This is a genomic window from Mesorhizobium sp. LCM 4576, from assembly GCF_001854815.1.
Classification (GTDB): Bacteria; Pseudomonadota; Alphaproteobacteria; order Rhizobiales; family Rhizobiaceae; genus Mesorhizobium; species Mesorhizobium plurifarium.
The window spans coordinates 185,703-206,784 of record NZ_MDDT01000009.1 but is presented as its reverse complement, the minus strand read 5'-3'; the positions used below and the strand labels follow the sequence as shown (position 1 = coordinate 206,784).

Below are 21,082 nucleotides of genomic sequence, written 5' to 3'. Positions count from 1 at the left end.
GCATGTCTCCCGAAAGTGGGAACCGGTTTCGGGATGAAGACATGCGTAAAATCGAAAACCTAAAGCGCATGGAGCGAATCTGAAAGATCGCGACGCGCTTTAGGGGCGGCCACGCTTTGTCAGCCATTGGCGGCCGGAGGCAGCTCGAACAGGGTGGCGCCGTTCTCCCGCCCTCGGTCGATATAGCCGATCACGCGGAACCATTTCGCGACGTCGGGCCTGTCCAGCCAGCTGCGCGAATGCACGGGCAGATTGCCGGCAAGCGCCTGGACGTGCCGGATGTGCCGCTTGCAGAAGCGGACCGTCGCGGCGTTGAAGAAATCCTCCTGCRCTGCAAACAGCGTATCGGCGGCGTCCGCATGCTCGTGCCAGGCGATGATTGCGACGGTCCTGTCGCCTTCGACGAGCGCATGCGCCCGGCCTTCCTTCAGGTTCATCATCAGATTGTCATAGGCGCTTTTGCTGTCCTTGCCGGCCGCCACATACTCGTCCGACATTCGCTTGGACAGGTCTCGGAAAACACCTTCCAGGTCTCCGACCGTCGCCGCGCGTGCTCTCATTTCTCCTCCTGACAGCCCGCTGGCAGTTTGCCCCAAGGAAGGGGGATCACCAAGAAAACCAAATCCCCGATCCGGGACATGCGCGCAATCTCATTTCGCACGGAAGGGCTCGACCGCTGATCACGCTCGCATATCAGCGTCGGCTTGAGATCGYATTTCCATTGTCGGATACTGGTGGTCTTCCGGGCCTGCCCGGCCCGCAGCGTTGTCTCCGCACCGTTCCCAATGGCGCCCATGATCGACCTGATTGAAACCATATACGAGGCGGCCTTCGTCCCGGAGCGATGGAACGCGGTGCTCCAGAAGGCGAGCGGCCTGTCGAACGCGGCCAGCGCTCAGGTCTTCTTCTTCAGCGACGACGGCCCGCCGCGCGGAACCACGCTCGACAATCTGCGGCCGCTGTTCGACGAATTCATCAAGGGCGATTTCTGGAAGTTCTGCGACAGCGTGCAGAAGATGTGCGGCTTGCAGCCGGCCAGCTTCGTGCGCGTCGACGACTTTTTGAGCCCCGGTGAGATCAAGCGCGATCCGGCCCGCATCATGCTGAGGGAATTCGGCATCGGCGCGCATCTGTGCACGGCGATCCCGATGCCGACAGGAGAGCTGGCGACTTTCGTCTTCCAGAAATGGATCAGGGATGGCGRCTTCGCGCAACCGGAGATCGACGGACTCGATGCGTTACGGCCGCATCTGGCCCGTGCCAGTCTTGTCGCCGGCCGGCTGCGGGTCGAGCGGGCGGTGGCCGCCACTTCGGCCCTCGATCTGCTTGGGTTGCCGGCCGCTGTGCTGTCGGCCAATGGGCGTGTCATGGCGACCAACCGGCATCTGGATCGTCTCGACACGGCCTTTCTGCCCGTGGCCTATGGCGGCCTGGCAATCGCCGACCGCGACGCCAACCGGCTGTTCCAGCTGGCCGTGACCGGCATGAGCCGCGCCGACAATGCGATCGGATCGATCCCCGTTCCGGGCATCGGCGGCGAGGCGCCTTTCGTCGTCCATCTGTTGCCGCTGCGACGCTCCGCGCACGACATATTCGGCAATGCCGACATCCTGGTGCTGGCGACGCCCATCAAGCCGAGCGCGCTTGTGCCTTCGGCGAGCCTGCTCAACGCCTTGTTCGATCTGACGCCGGCGGAGGCGCGGCTGGCGGCCGATCTTGCCGCCGGCTTCACCTTGGCGGAAACGGCCGCACGGGGCGGTGTCACCGTCAAATCCGCCCGCACCTATCTCGAGCGTGTCTTCCAGAAAACCGGTACCCACCGGCAGAGCCAGTTGGTCGCCATGTTGAAGACGCTGCAGCCGCTGGCCTCACTGCCGCCGCAATAACAGGGAGGRCTGCGTCGCGGCGGTCCGAGACAGGTGCGTTGAATTCGGCGGCCATCTGCCATAAAAAGCTGGGATATCCAGACGTTCCCGAACCTGCGGCCATGACAGGTTTGGGCTGCGTTGGCCGGCGGGCCGTCGGCAAGCAGTCGGTCCGTAGAGGGGCGGGCTACAGCATTTGGGGCATGTATTGACGTCGAGCAGGCCTATCCTGATCACCGGCGCGGCCGGCTTCATCGGTTTTCACCTCTGCCACCGGCTGCTCGCCGAAGGCCGGCAGGTTGTCGGCCTCGACTCCATGAACGAGTATTACGACATCGCCCTGAAACAGGCGCGGCTCGAACGGCTGAAAACGTTCGCGAACTTTCGTTTCGAGCATGTCGATCTCGCCGATCGCGATGGCATCTCGGCGGTCTTTGCCTCGGCCGCGCCGGAGATCGTCGTCAATCTCGCCGCGCAGGCGGGCGTGCGCTATTCGCTGATCAATCCGCACGTCTACGCGCAAAGCAATCTCAACGGCTTCCTCAACATCCTGGAAGGGTGCCGGCAGGCCTCCGTCGGGCATCTCGTCTACGCGTCGTCCAGCTCGATCTATGGCGGCAGCATGCGCATGCCGTTTTCGGTGCATGATTCCGCCGACCACCCCTTGAGCCTCTATGCCGCCAGCAAGAAGGCGAACGAGCTGATGGCTCACACCTACAGCCACCTGTTCGGGYTGCCGACGACGGGCTTGCGTTTCTTCACCGTCTACGGTCCGTGGGGAAGGCCCGACATGGCCTTGTTCATCTTCACCAAGGCCATCCTCGCCGGCCAGCCGATCGACGTTTTCAATTTTGGCAACATGCAGCGCGACTTCACCTATATCGACGACATCGTCGAAGGGGTGGTCCGCATCATGGGACATCCCGCGACGCCCAACCCAGACTGGACGAGCGCGGCGCCGGATCCCGCGACGAGCAGTGCGCCGTTCAGGATCCACAATATCGGCGACAGCTCGCCCGTTCAGCTGAGCCGGCTGATCGACGTGCTCGAAGACGCGCTTGGGAAGAAGRCAATCCGCAACCTGATGCCCCTCCAGCCGGGCGACGTGCCGGCGACCTATGCCGACGTCACGTCGCTCGAAGAGGTGACCGGCTTCAAGCCCGAGATTCCGATCGAGATCGGCATCCCGCGCTTCGTCGAATGGTACCGGGCTTTCTACCAGGTCTGATTGGACGTTTGCCGTTGACTTATCGGCCGGCCGTCGAGGCCTGCCTGTCGATCCAGAGCGCGATCAGCGTGCAGGCGGCGCCCGAAAGCAGATAGGCGCCGGCGGCGATGAGGCCGAAAGTGCCGGCCAGCAACAGCGCCGCGAGCGGCGCGAAGCCGGCGCCGAACATCCAGGCGAGGTCCGACGTCACCGCCGAACCGGTATAGCGATGCCGGCGCGAGAAGCTCGTCGCGACGACGCCCGAGGACTGCCCGAAGCTTAAGCCCAGCAGGATGAAGCCCAGCACCATGAACACCGTCTCGCCGACGGTGCCGCCGTTGAGAAGCTGCGGGGCAAAGCCGCTGAATGCGGCGATGGCAACGGCGCCGCCGCCGAGCAGGGCGCGGCGCCCGACACGGTCGGCCAGCGGACCTGATGCGACGATCGCCGCGATGCCGAACAGCGCGCTCACCGCTTCGATGACCAGGAACCGCTCCGGCCCTTCATTGGTKAACAGGAACACCCAGGACAGCGGAAACACCGTCACCATGTGGAACAGGGCGAAGCTCGCCAGCGGCGCGAAGGCGCCGACGACGACGTTGCGGCCTTCCATGCGGATCATGTCCCTGATGCGGGTCGGCTGCAGGTCGCCGCTCTCGTAGAGTTTCGAGAACTCGGGCGTCACCACGATGCGCAGCCTGGCAAACAGCGCCACGACATTGATGGCGAAGGCGACGAAGAAAGGGTAGCGCCAGCCCCAGGCGAAGAAGTCGTCGGCCGACAGGTTGGCGACGAAGAAGGCAAACAGCGAGCTTGCCACGATGAGCCCGATCGGGGCACCGAGCTGCGGGATCATCGCGTAGATGCCGCGCCGGTTCTGCGGCGCGTTCAGCGCCAGAAGCGAGGGCAGTCCGTCCCACGTCCCGCCAAGCGCAAGGCCCTGCAGGAAGCGGGTCAGCGCCAGCAGCCAGGCGGCGACCGCGCCGACATCCTCATAGGAGGGCAGGAACGCCATCGCGACCGTCGAGGTACCGAGCAGGAACAGCGCGATCGTCAGCTTGGCGCCGCGGCCATAGGCGCGGTCGACCGCCATGAACAGCACGGTGCCGAACGGGCGCGCGATGAAGGCCAGAGCGAAGATGGCGAAGGAATAGAGCGTCCCGACCAGCGGATCGTGCGTCGGAAACACAAGTTTGGGGAACACGATCACGGAAGCGATCGCATAGACGAAGAAATCGAAGAATTCCGACGTCCTGCCGATAATTACGCCGACCGCGATATCACCGGCGCTGACCTGGCCGTGATGCGAGCCGATCAGCCTGCTGTCCGTTCCGGCAGTCGAAGTTTCAGCCATCTTGTCCGTTGCCACCGAGCTCGGTCCGGGACGCGCCCGGTCCGAGATACGATTGTCATCCCATAATGCATGGCCAGTTTCGCCAAAGCCACCCCGGCTGGGCATTGGACAAATTGTCCAATGTCGTCGCGATGCCGGCGGCAGTAGCCGTTAGGCCCTATCGCATCGCAACCTGCAATATCCGTGCAGGGCCATCGAGGGCAGCGTTTGATGAAACGATCCGGAGCCTTGCTTCTCCTTCCGCTCGCCGTGCTGCTGAGCGGCTGCGACTTCGTCGTGCTGGCGCCTGCGGGCGATGTCGCGGCGCAGCAGCGCGACCTGCTCGTCGTCTCGAYCCTGCTGATGCTGCTCATCATCGTGCCTGTCATGGCGCTGACAGTGCTGTTCGCCTGGCGCTACCGGCAATCCAGCACCACCGCGACCTATACGCCGGACTGGGACCATTCGACCAAGCTGGAGCTGGTGATCTGGGCCGCTCCCCTGCTCGTCATCATCTGCCTCGGCGCGCTCACCTGGCTCGGCACACACCTGCTCGATCCCTATCGGCGCATCGACCGGATCGAGCCGGGGCAGCTGGTCACGCAGGCCCATAAGCCGCTCAGGGTCGACGTTGTCGCGCTCGATTGGAAGTGGCTCTTCATCTATCCGGACTACGGCATCGCCTCGGTCAACGAGCTGGCCGCGCCGGTCAACCAGCCGATCGACTTCCGCATCACCTCGTCCACGGTGATGAACTCCTTCTACATCCCAGCCCTTGCCGGCCAGATCTACGCCATGCCTGCCATGGAGACGAAGCTGCACGCGGTCATCAACCGTCCGGGCACCTATACCGGCTTCTCGGCCAACTACAGCGGCGCCGGCTTCTCCGGCATGCGCTTTGCGTTCCACGGCCTCACCGACCAGGCCTTCGCTGACTGGGTGGCCCAGACCAAGAGCGCTGARGCCACGCTCAACCGCGAGACCTATCTCGCGCTCGAACGTCCGAGCGAGAACGAGCCGGTCCGCCACTATGCCTCCGTCGATCTCGACCTCTATGGCGCGATCCTCAATCTGTGCGTCGAACCGGGCAAGATGTGCATGAACGAGATGATGTCGATCGACGCCAAGGGCGGCCTTGGCCTTGCCGGCGTGCGCAACACCTTGCCGCTGCAATACGACAAGCTTGCCCGGCGCGGAGCGGTGTTCGGCAACGACCCGTCCTATGTCGCAAGCATCTGCACGGCGGAGGARGCGGCCGCCGCTTCCCGCGCGGCGCGGGATGCCGATGATAAGGCTTGGCCGCTCAGGGACCTGTCCCCGCTGCGCGGCGTTGGCCTGCTTGCGCCCGGCGCAGGCAGCCGCCGCGCCGATGCCGAGACGCCGTCGCTCGGCCTGCTGCGCTTCGAATTGTGAGGGATGGCGAATGCCTGAGACGCTGACCAAATTCATCTTCGGCCGCCTCACCCTGGAGTCGCTGCCGCTGCACGAGCCGATCGTCGTCGGCACCTTCGTCGTGGTGGCGCTCGGCGGTTTGGCTCTTCTCGGCGCGGTCACCTATTTCAAGCTCTGGGGCTACCTGTGGCGCGAGTGGTTCACCAGCGTCGACCACAAGAAGATCGGCATCATGTACATGGTGCTGGGCCTCGTCATGCTTTTGCGCGGCTTCTCCGACGCCATCATGATGCGCCTGCAGCAGGCCATCGCCTTCAACGGTTCGGAAGGCTATCTCAACGCCCATCACTACGACCAGATCTTCACCGCGCATGGCGTGATCATGATCTTCTTCGTGGCGATGCCCTTCGTCACCGGACTGATGAACTTCGTCGTGCCGCTGCAGATCGGCGCGCGCGACGTCTCCTTCCCCTTCCTCAACAATTTCAGCTTCTGGATGACGGTCGGCGGCGCCATCCTGGTCATGGCCTCGCTGTTCGTCGGCGAGTTCGCCCGCACCGGCTGGCTGGCCTATCCGCCTCTCTCGGGCATCAACTACAGTCCCGATGTCGGCGTCGATTATTACATATGGGCGCTGCAGGTCGCGGGCGTCGGCACGACACTGTCCGGCATCAACCTGATCTGCACCATCATCAAGATGCGGGCGCCGGGCATGACCATGATGCGCATGCCCGTCTTCACCTGGACCTCGCTCTGCACCAACGTGCTGATCGTGGCGTCCTTCCCGGTGCTGACGGCTGTGCTGACGCTTCTCGCGCTCGACCGCTATGTYGGCACCAACTTCTTCACCAACGACTTCGGCGGCAACCCGATGATGTATGTGAACCTCATCTGGATATGGGGTCACCCGGAGGTCTACATCCTCATCCTGCCGCTGTTCGGGGTCTTCTCCGAGGTCACTTCGACCTTCTCCGGCAAGCGCCTGTTCGGCTACACCTCGATGGTCTATGCCACGGTGGTCATCACCATCCTGTCCTATCTGGTCTGGCTGCACCACTTCTTCACCATGGGCTCCGGCGCCAGCGTCAATTCCTTCTTCGGCATCACCACGATGATCATCTCGATCCCGACCGGGGCGAAGATCTTCAACTGGCTGTTCACGATGTATCGCGGCCGCATCCGCTTCGAGCTGCCGATGATGTKGACGGTGGCCTTCATGCTCACCTTCGTCGTCGGCGGCATGACCGGAGTGCTGCTTGCCGTGCCGCCGGCCGACTTCGTATTGCACAACAGCCTGTTCCTGATCGCGCATTTCCACAACGTCATCATCGGCGGCGTGCTGTTCGGCCTGTTCGCCGCYATCGCCTACTGGTGGCCCAAGGCCTTCGGCTTCAAGCTCGATCCGTTCTGGGGCAAGGTCTCGTTCTGGTGCTGGGTGGTCGGCTTCTGGTTCGCCTTCATGCCGCTCTACATCCTCGGCCTGATGGGCGTGACGCGCCGCATGCGCGTCTTCGACGATCCCTCGCTGCAGATATGGTTCGTCATCGCCGCCTTCGGCGCGGTGCTGATCGCCGCCGGCATCGCCGCCTTCCTGGTCCAGATCTTCGTCTCGATCCGCAAGCGCGCGGACCTGGTCGATGTCACCGGCGATCCCTGGGATGGCCGTACGCTCGAATGGTCGACCTCCTCGCCGCCGCCGGCCTACAACTTCGCCTTCACCCCCATCATCCGCGACAACGACGCCTGGTGGGACATGAAGAAGGCCGGCTACCGGCGCCCGCTTACCGGCTTCAAGCCGATCCACATGCCGAAGAACACCGGCACCGGCGTCATCCTGGCCTTGTTCAGCGTGGCGCTCGGCTTCGGCCTGATCTGGTACATGTGGTGGCTGGCGACGCTGAGCTTCGTCTGCCTGATCGCCACGGCGATCGGCCACACCTTCAACTACCACCGCGACTTCGACATCCCGGCGGCCGAGGTCGCGCAAACGGAAGAGGCGAGGACGACGCTCCTCGCCGCTCAGGGGGCTAGGGCTTGAGCATGGCATCGACGGCAATCACGGCCGGCGCCGAACCGGTCTTCCACCTGGAAGAGGAGCATGCGCACGCCGAAGGCGGCAGCACCATGCTCGGCTTCTGGCTCTATCTGATGAGCGACTGCCTGATCTTCGCCATGCTGTTCGCAGCCTTTGGCGTGCTCGRCGGCAACTACGCGGCCGGTCCGGCGCCGAAGGACCTGTTCGATCTCGGCCTGGTGGCGGTCAATACCACCATGCTGCTGCTCTCCTCGATCACCTATGGCTTCGCCATGCTGACCATGGACAAGGGCCGCGTCGGCGCGACGCAAGCCTGGCTTGGCGTGACCATGCTGTTCGGCCTGGCGTTCCTGTCGATCGAGTTCTACGAATTCGCRCATATGATCCACGAGGGCGCGACGCCGCAGCGCAGCGCCTTCCTGTCGTCCTTCTTCACGCTGGTGGGCACGCACGGCCTGCATGTCACCTTCGGCATCGTCTGGATGGTGACGCTGATGGTGCAGGTCGCCCGATACGGCCTCATCGAGGCCAACCGCCGCCGGCTGATGTGCCTTTCGATGTTCTGGCACTTCCTCGACGTCGTCTGGATCGGCGTCTTCACCTTCGTCTACCTGATGGGGATGCTCAGATGAGCGCTCATGATCATACCGATCACGACCACACGCATGGCGGCGCCGCGCACGGGTCGCTGAAGGGCTATCTGATCGGCTTCGTCCTGTCGGTGGTGCTCACGGCCATCCCGTTCTGGATGGTCATGACGGGCGCCATCGACAACAAGCAGGCCACGGCCATCATCATTATGGCCTTCGCGGTGGTGCAGATCGTGGTGCACATGGTCTTCTTCCTGCACATGACCCCCGCCTCGGAAGGCGGATGGTCGATGCTGGCGCTCATCTTCACGGTGATCCTCGTCGTCATCGTGCTGAGCGGCTCGCTCTGGGTGATGTACCACCTCAACGCCAACATGATGCCGGGACTCCACGAGATGCGGGAGATGCCATGAACCCCATTTTGGGCGTGGGCGTGTCGCGCGCGGGGAGGGCCAGTTTCGAGGCAAAAGACGTGATCGGCCGGGCAGACATTGCCTCTCACGCCGAGYCGTCAAAGGGCTCCGCGTCACGGTTTTTGCTTGTGCTGCTCGGGCTTCTCGGCGTTCTGGTGTTTCTMGGGCTCGGCCTCTGGCAGCTGGAAAGGCGGGTCTGGAAGCTTGACCTCATCGCCCGCGTCGACCAGCGCATCCATGCTTCCGTCGTCGATGCGCCTGGCCCCGCGACATGGGCCGATATCAACGCGGCCGGCTATGAATACCGCCATGTGCGGCTGGCCGGGCGGTTCCAAGGCGCCAACGCGCTGGTGCAGGCGGTGACCGAGCTTGGCGCCGGCTATTGGGTGCTGACGCCGATGCGCGACGACCGCGGTTTCACGGTCCTCGTCAACCGCGGCTTCGTTCCRCAGGAGCGCAAGGCCGAGTTCGAGCGGGAGAATGCCGCRCTCACCGCGCCGGCGATGGTCGACGGGCTGCTGCGCATCAGCGAGCCCGGCGGCGGTTTCCTGCGCAGCAACGATCCGGCCACGAACCGCTGGTACTCGCGCGACGTCGCGGYAATCGCCAAGGCCCGCGGCCTGACCGACGTCGCGCCCTATTTCATCGATGCCGGGGCCTCCGGCCCCGACAGCTGGCCGCGCGGCGGGCTCACCGTCGTCAAGTTTCGCAACGCGCATCTTGTCTACGCTTTGACCTGGTTCGCCCTGGCCGCGATGCTGGCGGTGGCCCTTGTCAGGCCGATCTTCGCCGGCCGCGATCAGCGGGACGCGCCAAGATGAACATTTCGATCGCGCGGCTTCATCACGACAAGCCGTTCCTGACGGTTCCTCCGGCCGGCCAGGGAGGCTCGGCCCCGAACACCGACGCCACGAACAGGAAGAACCTGCTGCTCCTCATCCAGTTGCGCTGGCTGGCGGTGGCCGGGCAGGTGCTGACCATCCTGGTGACGCAATACTGGTTCGCCATCCAGCTGCCGCTCGCCGAGATGGCCGGCGTGGTGCTTTTCCTCATAGGGCTCAACATCTTCAGCCTGCTCGCCCTGCGCGGCAATCGCCGCATCTCCAACGCGCAGCTCTTCGTCGCGCTGATCTTCGACATGGCGGCGCTGACGACGCAGCTCTATCTGAGCGGCGGCGCCTCGAATCCGTTCGTGTCGCTCTACCTCCTGCAGATCACGCTCGGCGCCGCGCTGCTGGCGCCATGGTCGACCTGGATCCTGGTAGTGGCGGCCTCCGCCTGCTTCGTCTTCCTCATCTTCGCCTTCCAACCGATCGCTCTCCCGCATCACGGCGGCAGCGATCTCCTGGCGCTGCATCTGCGCGGCATGTTCATCTGCTTCGTGTTGGCGGCCGGCCTGATCGTGATCTTCATGACGCGCATCAACCGCAACCTGCGCGAACGCGATGCCTATCTTGCCGACCTGCGCCAGCGTTCCGCCGAGGAAGACCACATCGTGCGCATGGGCCTGCTGGCCTCAGGTGCCGCGCACGAGTTGGGCACGCCGCTCTCGACCATTTCGGTCATCCTGTCCGACTGGCGCCAGATGCGCGGCGTCAAACGCAGCCGCGAGCTTTCCGAGGACGTGGCCGAGATGCAGGCGCAGATCGAGCGCTGCAAAAGCATCGTCACCGGTATCCTCATGTCTTCCGGCCATGCGCGGGGCGAGGGCACGATCCGCACCACGATCCGCCAGTTCCTCGACGATCTCGTGCAGGAGTGGCGCCTCAGCCGCCAGCCTATCAAGCTGGATTACAGCAACGGTTTCGAGCCGGACGAGCAGATCGTGTCCGACACGGCGCTGAAACAAGTGATCTTCAACGTGCTCGACAATGCGCAGGAAGCATCGCACCATTGGGTCGGCATCACTGCCGAGCGGCAGGATGAGAAGCTGGTGCTCTCCGTCAGGGATCGCGGACCGGGCTTCGACAAGGATATTCTGGCCGGRCTCGGCCAGCCCTATATGTCGAGCAAGGGGCGCCCAGGCGGCGGCTTGGGCCTCTTCCTGGTGTTCAATGTCGTGCGCAAGCTCGGAGGTGACGTTTCGGCGCGCAACATGGCGGAGGGCGCCTGCGTTACCCTTTCGCTGCCGCTGGCGGCGCTGACCGATGGAGGCGATCGTGAAATCTGATCGATCCTTGTTTGTCGTCGAGGACGACGTGACCTTCGCGCGGACGCTCAAACGCTCCTTTGAAAAGCGCGACTACGACGTCGTGGTCTCCCACGACCGGGAGGCGCTGCTGGTCGCGCTGGAAAAGACTGTTCCGGCCTATGCCGTCGTCGATCTCAAGCTCGGAGCGGGATCCGGGCTCGAATGCGTCAAGCTGCTCAGCGCCCGAAACCCGTCGATGCGGATCGTCGTATTGACGGGATTTGCCAGCATCGCCACGGCGGTCGAGGCGATCAAGCTCGGCGCCTGCCATTATCTGGCCAAGCCCGCCAACACCGACGACATCGAAGCCGCCTTCGGCCGCGCCGAGGGCGACGTCTCGGTGCCGCTCACCAGCCGCCCCACTTCGATCAAGAACCTCGAATGGGAGCGCATCCACGAAACGCTGGTCGAGACCGGCTTCAACATCTCCGAGACCGCGCGCCGGCTTGGTCTGCACCGGCGCACGCTCGCCCGCAAGCTCGAGAAGCGCGTGGTGCAGTAGGGCAATTCCAGGAAAAGTGTGAGCGCTTTTCCGTCCGGAATTGCGTAAAAGCAAGGAGATAGAGCATGTCACCGTTTCTGTGAAACGGTGACATGCTCTGGGGTAATTTCCTCGATTGCTCAGTAGGTGGTGCGCCCGCCTGACAGGTCGAATGTCGAGGCGGTGGTGAAGCTGTTTTCCTTCGAGACCAGCCACGCGACCATCGCGGCGGCTTCGTCGACCTCAAGCAGCCGGCCGCGCGGAATGCGCGAGCGCATGTACTCGATATGCTCGGGCGTCAGCTGGTCGAGGATGCGCGTCTGGGCGGTTGCCGGCGAGATGCAGTTCACGGCGATGTCGTATTGCGCCAGCTCCTTGCCGAGCGACTTCGTCAGGCCGATGACGGCCGCCTTCGATGCCGAATAGGCGGCGGCGTTGGGATTGCCCTCCTTGCCGGCCACGGAGGCGATGTTGACGATGCGGCCGTAATTGCGCTCCTTCATGCCGGGCACGACAGCGCGATTGACGTGGAAGGTGCCGTTGACGTTGATGTCGATGATCTTCTTCCACATGTCGACGTCGTAGACGTCGAGCGGCGCCGCCGGGCCGGCGATGCCTGCGGAGTTCACCACGATGGAGATCTTGTCGGCGATTTCCTCGGTCCTGGCGCGGGCTGCATCGACCGCGTCCCAGTCGGCGATATCGACCACCAGCGTCGTGGCGGCCTTGCCGAGCTCCTGCCGGGCGGCGTCGAGGCGCGCCTCGTCGAGATCCCAAAGCGTGACCGTGGCGCCCGAGGCGACAAAGCGCTTGGCCATGGCGAAGCCGAGGCCCTGGGCGCCGCCGGTCACCACCGCGTGCTGGCCGTCCAGATCGATCCTGTTCATATYGGGCGTTTCCTCCAGTCCAATTTTCCTGCTGATATTCCGGCTATTGGCCGCAATGCGTGATCCGCACGGGCTTCCGGCCCGGTATCGCGACGCTACATGGTGGCGCCGAGGCTCCACGGCACGAATTCGTTGTCGCCATAGCCAAGCACCTCCGACCTGGTGCGCCCGCCGGACRCCACCCGCAGGATCTCCGCGAAGATTTCCTCGCCCTTCTCAGCCAGCGTCACGCCGTCCAGTATGTCGCCGCAGTTGATGTCCATGTCGTCGCGCATCTGCTCGAAGATGAACGAGTTGGAGGCGAGCTTGATCGAAGGCGTCGGCTTGCAGCCGAAGGCCGAGCCGCGCCCCGTGGTGAAGCACAGTATGTTGGCGCCGCCGGCGACCTGGCCGGTGGCCGAGACCGGGTCGTAGCCGGGCGTGTCCATGAAGACGAGGCCGCGCTCGTTGATCGGCTCGGCATATTCCAGCACCGCGCGCAAATTGGTGGTGCCGCCCTTGGCCGATGCGCCGAGCGACTTCTCCAGGATGGTCGTCAATCCCCCCAGCTTGTTGCCGGGCGAGGGATTGTTGTTCATCTCCATGTCGTGCCTGGCGGTGTAGTCCTCCCACCAGCGGATGCGCTCGACCAGCTTTTCGCCGACCGCCCGGCTTTCGGCGCGGCGGGTCAGGAGATGTTCCGCGCCGTAGATCTCGGGTGTCTCCGAAAGAACGGCGGTGCCGCCCTGCGCGACGAGCAGGTCCACCGCCGCGCCGAGCGCCGGATTGGCGCTGATGCCGGAGTAGCCGTCCGAGCCGCCGCATTGCAGCGCCAGCACCAGCTCGGAGGCCGGTTGCGGCGTGCGCCGCGCRGCGTTGACGATCGGCAGCATCTCGACGATCGCCTTCACCCCGGCATCGACCGTCTTGCGCGTGCCGCCGGTCTCCTGGATCGTCATCGTGCGGAAGGTGGTGTTCTCCTCGATGYCGTAGGATTGCATCCAGCGCGGGATCTGGAAGGCCTCGCAGCCGAGYCCGACCATCAGCACGCCGCCGACATTGGGATTGGTGGYGAAGCCCCATTGCGTGCGCTTCAGAAGATCGTAGGCCGGGCCCTTGGTGTCGATGCCGCAGCCGGTGCCGTGGACGAGCGAGATGATGCCGTCGACATTGGGATAGTCGCGCAGGATGCCGGAGCGGTTGACTTCCTCTGCGATGAAACGCGCGACGCTGGCCGAGCAGTTCACCGAGGTCAGCGTGGCGATGTAGTTGCGCGTGCCGACTTTGCCGTTCGGCCTGCGATAACCCATGAAGGTCGCCCGTTCGCCGTCGGGAACGACCGGCGTTTGCCTGGCGTCCGCGCCATAGCCGTAATCCCGCTCGAAATCGCGCAGGTAGACATTGTGCTCGTGCACCCAATCCCCGGCCGCGATCGGTCCGCGCGCGAAGCCGATGGTCTGGCCGTATTTCACGATGGGCTCGTCCACCGCGATGTCGCGCATGGCCATCTTGTGTCCGCGCGGGATTCGGGTCCGAGCCGCAATATCGCCGGCCTTCTCGCCAGCCGCCAACGGATCGACCGCGAGCAGGATGTTGTCCGCATGCGAAAGCTTGATGAAGCGTGCCATTGCCCAAGACTCTGAAGAAAATTCTCACCGGCGCGGCCGCGAGATTTGATGAGTCGGAATACTAATATAATAGAATGTCAGCGGTCAAGCGACAGCCGATCGTGTTTCAGTGGAACCGCCGTTGCGGGATATCCTTCGCAGGGCTCGACAGAGCGGGATCGCCGCCTGCGCGCACAGATCCTTGCTCTACCTGCTGCCGTCAGCGGCTCAGTCCAGATGGAAGACTTCCTCCATCGCCGCCCACCATTCGCCTTGCGCGCGGGTGGCCAAGGGTTGCTGCATCGGGTCGCACAATTCCCACCATTTGCGCATCGCGGCCGATTCGCCCATCCGCGCGGCGTCCGATGCGAAATCGTCGCCGTGATATTCCCAATAGGCGAACAGCAGGTTCTCCGGCTCGCGCAGGAAGATGGAGTAGTTCCTTATATTGGCGCGGCTGATGACATCGAGCACCTCGGGCCAGACCTCGGCGTGCACGCGCTTGTAGTCCTCGATCGCCTCGGCCTTCAGGCCGATGCAAAACCCCATTCTCTTCATCATGGTCTCGTCTGGTTCGACTGGATCGTTAGTCGAGAAGCTCGGCGGCGACTTCGAGCGTGTTGCGGAAGGACGTCTCCAGATGGCTCTCCATCGCCTGCGCGGCGCCCTCCGCATCTTGGCGCTTCAGGGCGTCGAGGATGGCTTCGTGCTGCTCGATCGTCTGCTCGCCATAGCCAGGCTTGGGGATCGCCAGATAGCGGCCGCGGTCCATCTGCGCCTTGGAGATGTCGACCGCCCGCCAGATCATTGGCATGCCRCAGATCTCGGCTATGCTGCGGTGGAAGACGTCGTCGAGCTGGATCGCCACGGCATAGCGTCCACGCGAAATGGCGAGCTTGTGAGCGGCCATGTTGTCTTCCAGGAGCTCGGCCGCTTGCGGCGTCATCTTGGCCGCGGCGCGCCTTGCGCTTTCCATCTCCAGCGCCCGGCGGATGACATAGGCTTCCTCGAGATCGGCGCGGCTGATCGGCGCCACATAGGTGCCGCTCTGCGCCAGGATCTTGACCAGCCCTTCGTCGCTGATGCGCTTGACCGCCTCCCGCACCGGCGTGCGCGATACGCCGAGCGCCTCGGCAATCGCCACCTCGTTGATGATCTCCCCGGGCTTCAGTCGCCCGACGACGATCAGGTTGCGGACCTTGTTGTAGATCTGGTCGCGCAGCGGCAGGGCCCGATTGAKGGTCGAAGGGTCCAGATCCATGAAAAATCCCATCGCTCGTCCACGCCAATGGATGAATTATATTAGAATGCCAACCGGAATGCACGCATGCGCAAAACCGATTGCCTCCCTTGTCGAAAGCCTCTGAAAACCAGCTTGCCAGAACTGTTATATTAGTGCAATAGTGCCGGCCGTCGCGATTATCGGCGTCGCGGCGGAAGCGTTTCGGGGGCCTCAAGCGTGGTTTTCGCGAGGGCTTTCGTGGTCGGTTTGAGGGGCCGGCCATGCGCTTGATGACCGATGAACCCGCGCCGGGGAGCGCCGGGCCGCTTGCCAGGGAGGACCAAGCCAGAAATGACTGTCGTGGCGGATTGTGCCCTGGACATGCGGGGCATCAGCAAGACGTTTCCGGGCGTGAAGGCGCTATCGAACGTCAATTTCGCCGTGAAATTCGGCACCGTCCACGCGGTCGTCGGCGAGAACGGCGCCGGCAAGTCGACCCTGATGAAAGTGCTCAACGGCTCATACGCGCCGACCAGCGGCACGATCAAGGTCGGCGGCAATGAGGTGCGCATGCGCAAGCCGGCGGACGCGCAGGCGCTCGGCATCCGCATGGTCCATCAGGAGATCAATCTGGTCCCCGACCTGACCGTCGCCGAGAATGTCTATCTTGGCCGCATGCCCGGCAAATGGACCTGGCTGCGCAAGGGCGAGATGATCAGGAAGGCCGCGGCCATCCTCAAGGAACTGGGCGCCGCGATCAATCCGCGCGAGCGGCTGGGGAACCTCTCGATCAGCCAGCAGCAACTGGTCGAGATCGCCAAGGCATACGCAGCCCAGCCCCGCATCATCGTCCTTGATGAACCGACATCGTCGCTCAGCGAGCACGAGACGGCGGCGCTCTTCCRCATCCTGCGCAAGATGCGCGGCGAGGGCATCGCCATCATCTATATCAGCCACCGGCTGAAGGAGGTGCTCGAGATCGCCGACGAGGTCACCGTGCTGCGTGACGGCTCGATGATCGAGACGCGGCCCATCGAGGGGATTACCGCGGCCGAGATGATCAGGCTGATGGTTGGCCGCGAGGTGAGCAATGTCTTCCCCAAGAGCCCGGCCGAGATCGGCGCGTCGGTGCTGCGCGTCGAGCGCATCGGCGACGGCGCGAGCTTCCGCGATGTCAGCTTCGATGTGCGGGCCGGCGAGATCCTTGGGTTGACCGGCCTCGTCGGCGCCGGCCGCACCGAAGTCGCGCGCGCCGTCTTCGGCCTGTCGCGGCTCGTCGAGGGCAGCGTCAGCGTCAATGGCCGCAAGGTCGTCATCAACTCGCCATCCGAGGCGGTGCGCGCCGGCATCGCCTACGTCCCGGAGGACCGCAAGGGCGACGGCATCGTGCCCGGCATGTCGGTGCGCGAGAACATAAGCCTGCCCATCCTGCGCCGCCTGACCAGCTTCGGGCGCATCAGGCGCAGTGCCGACCGCTCGCTGTCGGCCATTTACGTCAAGCAGTTCTCCATCTCGCCGCCGGATGGCGAGCGGCRCATCAGCCTGCTTTCGGGCGGCAACCAGCAGAAGGCGGTCATCGCCAAATGGCTGGCGGCGAAACCCGCCGTTCTGATCCTCGACGAGCCGACGCGCGGCGTCGATGTCGGCGCCAAGGCGGAGATACATCACATCATCGGCCAACTCGTCGCCGACGGCATGGCGGTGGTGATGATCTCGTCGGAACTGCCCGAGATCCTCGGCGTGTGCGATCGCGTGGTGGTGATGCGCGACGGCCGCGCATCGGCGCCGCTGACCCGCGCCGAGCTCAGCGAGGAGCGCATCATGGCGCTCGCGACCGGCGAGGAAGCGGCGTGACGGACGCGGCCATGGAGATCAGCTGCGTGAACCGCAACGACCGTTTTACGCGCGGCAGCAGGCTCGTCGGTGTGCTGTCCAAGGCAGGCCTTGTGCTGGCCATCCTCGCCGTCGTCCTCTACGGCTCGTTTGCCAGCCCGGCCTTCTTCACCGCAGGCAATCTGCTCAACGTGCTGACCTCGATGTCGATCGTCGGCATCGTCGTGGTCGGCATGACCTTCGTGCTGGTGGTCGGCGGCCTGGCGGACCTTTCGGTGCCCGCCACCATCGCCTGCGGCGCGATCCTCTCGCTGGGGCTGCAGCCGCTGATCGGTCCCGTGCCCGCCTTCGCCCTGGCGGTTGCGCTTGCCGGGCTGATCGGCCTGCTCAACGGCGTTCTCGTCGGCTACGTCGGCATCAATCCGATCATCGCCACGCTGGGCGTCGGAACCATCGGCCTCGGCATTGTCCAGGCGGCGGTCGGCGGCGTCATCGTCTACGGTTCGAACGCGGCCTCGGCCGAATTCGCCAAGGGCCGGCTGCTCGGCATCCCGGTCGTGGTGCTGATCTTCCTGGCCATCGCGCTCATCGGCCATTTCGTGCTGTCCAGGTCCTTCTGGGGACGCTGGACATTGGCGACCGGCGGCAATTACAGCGCCGCCGAAGCCAGCGCCGTCCCCGTCAAGGCCGTCAAGGCCGGAGCCTTCGTGATCACCGCGCTCGCGTCCGGCATCAGCGGCGGCCTGCTCGGGCTGACGCTGCAGAGCGCACGGCCGCTGATCGGCTCCGGCTACGAATTCAGCGCCATCACCGCGGTCGTCGTCGGCGGCGTCTCGATCATCGGCGGCTTCGGCTCGGTGCCGAGGGCCGTCGCCGGCCTCATCTTCGTGCAACTCCTGACCAACGTCATGGTGCTGCAAGGGGTGCGCACGCCGGTCCAGGGCTTCGTGCTGGGCATCCTGATCGTCGGCGCCGTCGGCATGGACGCCGCGCTGCGCAAGCGGGGAGTCGCGTGATGCGCCTCCTGGTCCTCGCCTCGCAATATCGCGTCCTCATCATCCTCGGTCTGACGCTTGTCGTCTCGGCGCTGGTCGTGCCTGGCTATCTGGCGCCGTCGACGCTCGGCCTCGGCCTCGACAGGGCCGCGACCATCGGCCTGATCGCCATCGGCCTGACCGTGCTTTTGATCGCCGGTCAGATCGATCTCTCCGGCGGTGCGGTGTTCGCGCTGGCCGGCATCGTCTCGGTCATCCTGCAGCGCGAGATCGGCATCCTGCCCGCGGCGGCCGTCGGCATTCTTGTCGGCGCCGTCGCCGGCGCGATCAATGGCGCCCTGGTCGTCGGACTGAAGGTCAATTCGCTGGTGCTCACCCTGGCCACGATGCTGATCTTCCGCTCGCTCGCGCACTGGATCACCAACAGCCAGCCCGTGACCGGCACCGACATCATGCTGTCGCTGGCGCTGGCCAAGACCTATCTCGAGATATTCACCATCCGCAGCGCGCTGTTCATCGTGCTGATCGTGCTGCTGCATGTCTGGCTGACGCGCACCATCCCGGGCCGCAACGTCTTTGCCGTCGGCTCCAATCCAGCCGCCGCCAAGGAAAGCGGCATTGCCTCGGACCGCATCGTCTTTCTCGGCTTCGTCCTCGCCGGCACGCTGGCCGGCCTTGCCGGCGTCCTCCAGAGCCTCGTCACCAACACCGGCTCGCCCGTCTTCGGCTCGGAACTGACGGTTGCCGTCATTGCCGCCGTCGTCGTCGGCGGAACCCGCCTCGAAGGCGGCAGGGGATCCGCGCTCGGCACRCTGGGCGGCGTGCTGACGATCGGCTCGCTGACCATCGCGATGGAGTTCCAGTCCATACCCGCATACGTCCAGCAGGTCGTGTCCGGRCTGATCCTGATCCTGCTCGTCGTGCTCGATCGGGCCGTTACCACCAAGGGGAGGGCTCCGGGCACGCGCCCGGCGCTCGTTCGCGACAATCCAATCACTCAAGGAGAAAACGTATGATTGGGAGGAAACTTATGATTGGCAAGAAAAGCATGCTCCAACTCGCCGCCGTGGCGCTCCTGGCCTCGACCGGATGGGCAAGCGCCAAGACCGTCTGCTACGTGACGGCGGCGGATTCGCATGCCTATGCGACGCCGGCCAACAAGGCGCTCGAGGCCCGCGCCAAGGAGCTTGGCGTCGAGATACTCAGCCTCAGCCAGGACTTCGACGTGCAGAAGGGCACCGAGCAGCTCAACACCTGCGTGGCGCGCAAGGTCGACGGCATCATCCTGTGGCCGCTCGATCCGCAGGCCTATATTCCGGGCCTTGCCCGCGCGCAGCAGGCGAACATCCCGGCGATCCTCATCAACTCGCCGATGAGCGACGACGCCAAGCCCTTCATAAAGTCCTTCACGGGACCGGACGTCTACGAGGAAGGCAAGCTGGCCGCGGATTCGCTGAGCAAGGCGCTGGGCGGCAAGGGCTCGGTGGTCATCATCGCCGGCCAGGCCGGCAACGGCACCACCATCGGCCGTGTCAACGGGTTCACCGACCGGCTCAAGGAAACGAACGCCGATATCAAGGTGCTCGACACCGTCAACGCCGACTTCGACCAGCAGAAGGCGCTGGTCGTCAGCCGCGACCTGATCACCCGCTTCGGCGACCAGATCACCGGCGTCTACGCCAATGACGACACCATGGCGCGCGRCTTCATCGACGCCTGGAAGGAAGCCAATCCGTCCAAGCCGACACCACCGATCGTCGGCATCAACGGCCAGAAGGACGCGTTCGAATCGATCAAGAGCGGCGAGATGTACTCGACCATCGTGCAGTCGCCGGTCGAGGACGGCCGCCTGGCGATCAACACCATGGCGGAGATCATCGACGGCAAGGAGGTCAAGGACAGGCTGCCGATCCCGCTGACGGTCGTCACCAAGGACAATGTCGGCTCGGTCGAACCGGCGTTCTGATCACATGGCCGGCCCGGTTTGACCGGGCCGGCCTATACCCTATCCGATGCCCGGCACCAGTCGGACGCCGCGCCGGGGCAATTACCGAACGGCCACGCCCAGCACCGAGACGCAGTCGCCCGCCTTGACCAGGCCGGGGAAGTGACGTGCGGCGAGCAGCCCCGACATCCTGGCCGTGATCTCCTGCGGCGCCTGGCCGGTGCGGCCGACCGGATGGACGCGCGCGACCACCTGGCCCTCTTCCACGGATTCGCCGAGATCGACCATGGTCTCGATCATGCCGTCATCCTCGGCGAAGGCGAAGCAGTCGCCCGACGGCATGTCGAGCCATTGGGTTCTGCCCTTCTCGACCGCACCATCGGCGATACCTGCATGGCGCAGCACGTTGAGGATACCGCGCCGGGCAATCCGCACGGTTTCGGCGCGAGAGGTTCCGCCGCCGCCGAGCTCGGTGGTGACGAAGACCTTGCCCATCTCCTCGGCGGCCGTGTCATACATGCCGACCGCGTCGATCTCGGTCATGCGCATCGAGAACGGCGCCGAGAAGGCTTCGACGGCGGCGAAAGCCTTTTTCTCCTGCGCCTTGTCCGGCAACGTATGCGCGGCGCAGAACGGCACGAAGTCCAGCGTCTTGCCGCCGGAATGGAAGTCGAACACGATGTCCGCGCGCGGCAGCAATTCACGCTGGAAATAGTCGGCGATCTTCTCCGTCACCGTGCCGTCCGGGCGGCCGGGGAAAGAGCGGTTCATGTTGCCTTTGTCGATCGGCGAGGTGCGGGTGCCGGCACGGAAGGCCGGATAGTTCATCGCCGGCACGATGATCACCGTGCCGGAAACATTTTTCGGATCGAGCGTGCGGGCGAGATCGTAGAGCGCCAGAGGCCCCTCATACTCGTCGCCGTGATTGCCGCCGGTGAGCAGCGCCGTCGAGCCCTTGCCGTTGCGGACGACGCAGACCGGGATCATCACAGAGCCCCAGGCGGAATCGTCACGGCTGTAGGGCAGGCGCAGGAAGCCGTGCTGGACGCCGTCGCGCTCGAAGTCGACGGTCGGCGTGATCGGCGATGGACGCAAAGCGGACATCGG

At 64.6% G+C, this 21,082-nt stretch carries 20 protein-coding genes; 13 read left to right on the top strand and 7 right to left on the bottom strand.

From position 1 onward, the window contains the following. Window positions 1-119: 119 nt before the first annotated feature. On the bottom strand, window positions 120-560 hold the full coding sequence (locus LCM4576_RS04785) for a hypothetical protein (RefSeq protein WP_071030765.1): 441 nt from the start codon (window positions 558-560) through the stop codon (window positions 120-122). Between the two features lie 234 nt (window positions 561-794). Here LCM4576_RS04785 and LCM4576_RS04775 point away from each other — a divergent pair, with 234 nt between their 5' ends. Beyond that, on the top strand, window positions 795-1,886 hold the full coding sequence (locus tag LCM4576_RS04775; protein ID WP_071030763.1) for a helix-turn-helix transcriptional regulator: 1,092 nt from the start codon (window positions 795-797) through the stop codon (window positions 1,884-1,886). 187 nt (window positions 1,887-2,073) lie between these two features. Further along, window positions 2,074-3,093 carry an NAD-dependent epimerase gene (locus tag LCM4576_RS04770; RefSeq protein WP_198540205.1) on the top strand — a complete coding sequence of 340 codons (1,020 nt, stop codon included), beginning with the start codon at window positions 2,074-2,076 and terminating at the stop codon, window positions 3,091-3,093. A gap of 19 nt (window positions 3,094-3,112) precedes the next feature. Here the strand turns inward: LCM4576_RS04770 and LCM4576_RS04765 are convergent, their stop codons facing one another. Then, a complete protein-coding gene (locus LCM4576_RS04765; protein WP_071030798.1) occupies window positions 3,113-4,426 on the bottom strand; it encodes an MFS transporter in 1,314 nt (437 codons plus the stop codon). Between the two features lie 210 nt (window positions 4,427-4,636). Here LCM4576_RS04765 and cyoA point away from each other — a divergent pair, with 210 nt between their 5' ends. The 7 genes from cyoA to LCM4576_RS04730 are packed head-to-tail and all read left to right on the top strand — an operon-like array spanning window position 4,637 to window position 11,528. Further along, entirely contained in the window at window positions 4,637-5,818 is a 1,182-nt protein-coding gene (gene cyoA / locus LCM4576_RS04760) for a ubiquinol oxidase subunit II (protein ID WP_071030761.1), read from the top strand. Between the two features lie 10 nt (window positions 5,819-5,828). Beyond that, complete coding sequence (cyoB, locus tag LCM4576_RS04755; RefSeq protein ID WP_071030760.1) at window positions 5,829-7,835, top strand: cytochrome o ubiquinol oxidase subunit I; 2,007 nt, start codon at window positions 5,829-5,831, stop codon at window positions 7,833-7,835. Between the two features lie 2 nt (window positions 7,836-7,837). Continuing rightward, the gene (gene cyoC, locus LCM4576_RS04750; protein WP_116397878.1) at window positions 7,838-8,464 is read left to right on the top strand and encodes a cytochrome o ubiquinol oxidase subunit III; all 627 of its coding nucleotides are present in this window, start codon (window positions 7,838-7,840) and stop codon (window positions 8,462-8,464) included. After that, window positions 8,461-8,835: a cytochrome o ubiquinol oxidase subunit IV gene (gene cyoD, locus LCM4576_RS04745; protein ID WP_041006522.1), complete on the top strand. Its 375-nt coding sequence runs from the start codon at window positions 8,461-8,463 to the stop codon at window positions 8,833-8,835. The genes cyoC and cyoD overlap by 4 nt, the downstream gene beginning before the upstream one ends. Further along, window positions 8,832-9,656: an SURF1 family protein gene (locus LCM4576_RS04740; RefSeq protein ID WP_083361308.1), complete on the top strand. Its 825-nt coding sequence runs from the start codon at window positions 8,832-8,834 to the stop codon at window positions 9,654-9,656. The genes cyoD and LCM4576_RS04740 overlap by 4 nt, the downstream gene beginning before the upstream one ends. Continuing rightward, window positions 9,653-11,005 carry an ATP-binding protein gene (locus tag LCM4576_RS04735; RefSeq protein WP_083354894.1) on the top strand — a complete coding sequence of 451 codons (1,353 nt, stop codon included), beginning with the start codon at window positions 9,653-9,655 and terminating at the stop codon, window positions 11,003-11,005. Before LCM4576_RS04740 ends, LCM4576_RS04735 begins: the two co-directional genes overlap by 4 nt. Next, on the top strand, window positions 10,995-11,528 hold the full coding sequence (locus tag LCM4576_RS04730; RefSeq protein WP_164772005.1) for a response regulator transcription factor: 534 nt from the start codon (window positions 10,995-10,997) through the stop codon (window positions 11,526-11,528). The genes LCM4576_RS04735 and LCM4576_RS04730 overlap by 11 nt, the downstream gene beginning before the upstream one ends. Before the next feature lie 119 nt (window positions 11,529-11,647). Here the strand turns inward: LCM4576_RS04730 and LCM4576_RS04725 are convergent, their stop codons facing one another. The 4 genes from LCM4576_RS04725 to LCM4576_RS04710 all read right to left on the bottom strand — a co-directional run bounded on the left by LCM4576_RS04725 (window position 11,648) and on the right by LCM4576_RS04710 (window position 15,241). Beyond that, window positions 11,648-12,394: an SDR family NAD(P)-dependent oxidoreductase gene (locus LCM4576_RS04725; protein ID WP_040985817.1), complete on the bottom strand. Its 747-nt coding sequence runs from the start codon at window positions 12,392-12,394 to the stop codon at window positions 11,648-11,650. Window positions 12,395-12,489: 95 nt separating this feature from the next. Beyond that, a complete protein-coding gene (locus LCM4576_RS04720) occupies window positions 12,490-14,001 on the bottom strand; it encodes a UxaA family hydrolase (protein ID WP_071030757.1) in 1,512 nt (503 codons plus the stop codon). A gap of 207 nt (window positions 14,002-14,208) precedes the next feature. Beyond that, window positions 14,209-14,538: an L-rhamnose mutarotase gene (locus tag LCM4576_RS04715; RefSeq protein WP_071030796.1), complete on the bottom strand. Its 330-nt coding sequence runs from the start codon at window positions 14,536-14,538 to the stop codon at window positions 14,209-14,211. 28 nt (window positions 14,539-14,566) lie between these two features. Then, the gene (locus LCM4576_RS04710) at window positions 14,567-15,241 is read right to left on the bottom strand and encodes a GntR family transcriptional regulator (RefSeq protein ID WP_071030795.1); all 675 of its coding nucleotides are present in this window, start codon (window positions 15,239-15,241) and stop codon (window positions 14,567-14,569) included. A gap of 342 nt (window positions 15,242-15,583) precedes the next feature. Here LCM4576_RS04710 and LCM4576_RS04705 point away from each other — a divergent pair, with 342 nt between their 5' ends. Genes LCM4576_RS04705 through LCM4576_RS04690 form a run of 4 tightly spaced genes read left to right on the top strand, consistent with a single transcriptional unit; the run spans window position 15,584 to window position 19,996 of the window. Beyond that, the gene (locus LCM4576_RS04705) at window positions 15,584-17,056 is read left to right on the top strand and encodes a sugar ABC transporter ATP-binding protein (RefSeq protein ID WP_244510632.1); all 1,473 of its coding nucleotides are present in this window, start codon (window positions 15,584-15,586) and stop codon (window positions 17,054-17,056) included. After that, complete coding sequence (locus LCM4576_RS04700) at window positions 17,053-18,051, top strand: ABC transporter permease (protein WP_244508466.1); 999 nt, start codon at window positions 17,053-17,055, stop codon at window positions 18,049-18,051. The genes LCM4576_RS04705 and LCM4576_RS04700 overlap by 4 nt, the downstream gene beginning before the upstream one ends. Then, window positions 18,051-19,046, top strand: a complete 996-nt coding sequence (locus LCM4576_RS04695) for an ABC transporter permease (protein WP_071030755.1) — start codon at window positions 18,051-18,053, stop codon at window positions 19,044-19,046. The genes LCM4576_RS04700 and LCM4576_RS04695 overlap by 1 nt, the downstream gene beginning before the upstream one ends. A 14-nt stretch (window positions 19,047-19,060) precedes the next feature. Further along, the gene (locus LCM4576_RS04690; RefSeq protein WP_071030754.1) at window positions 19,061-19,996 is read left to right on the top strand and encodes a sugar ABC transporter substrate-binding protein; all 936 of its coding nucleotides are present in this window, start codon (window positions 19,061-19,063) and stop codon (window positions 19,994-19,996) included. An 81-nt stretch (window positions 19,997-20,077) separates the two neighbouring features. On the opposite strand, the gene doeB is transcribed toward LCM4576_RS04690, so the two are convergent. Then, window positions 20,078-21,079 carry a N(2)-acetyl-L-2,4-diaminobutanoate deacetylase DoeB gene (gene doeB / locus LCM4576_RS04685; RefSeq protein ID WP_071030753.1) on the bottom strand — a complete coding sequence of 334 codons (1,002 nt, stop codon included), beginning with the start codon at window positions 21,077-21,079 and terminating at the stop codon, window positions 20,078-20,080. Window positions 21,080-21,082 lie beyond the last annotated feature (3 nt).

What these genes read in the sequence shown, in the direction of transcription:
- LCM4576_RS04715 (WP_071030796.1), bottom strand. Translation starts at nt 14,538, where the DNA reads ATGAAGAGAATGGGGTTTTGCATCGGCCTGAAGGCCGAGGCGATCGAG.
- LCM4576_RS04725 (WP_040985817.1), bottom strand. Translation starts at nt 12,394, where the DNA reads ATGAACAGGATCGATCTGGACGGCCAGCACGCGGTGGTGACCGGCGGC.
- doeB (WP_071030753.1), bottom strand. Translation starts at nt 21,079, where the DNA reads ATGTCCGCTTTGCGTCCATCGCCGATCACGCCGACCGTCGACTTCGAG.
- cyoD (WP_041006522.1), top strand. Translation starts at nt 8,461, where the DNA reads ATGAGCGCTCATGATCATACCGATCACGACCACACGCATGGCGGCGCC.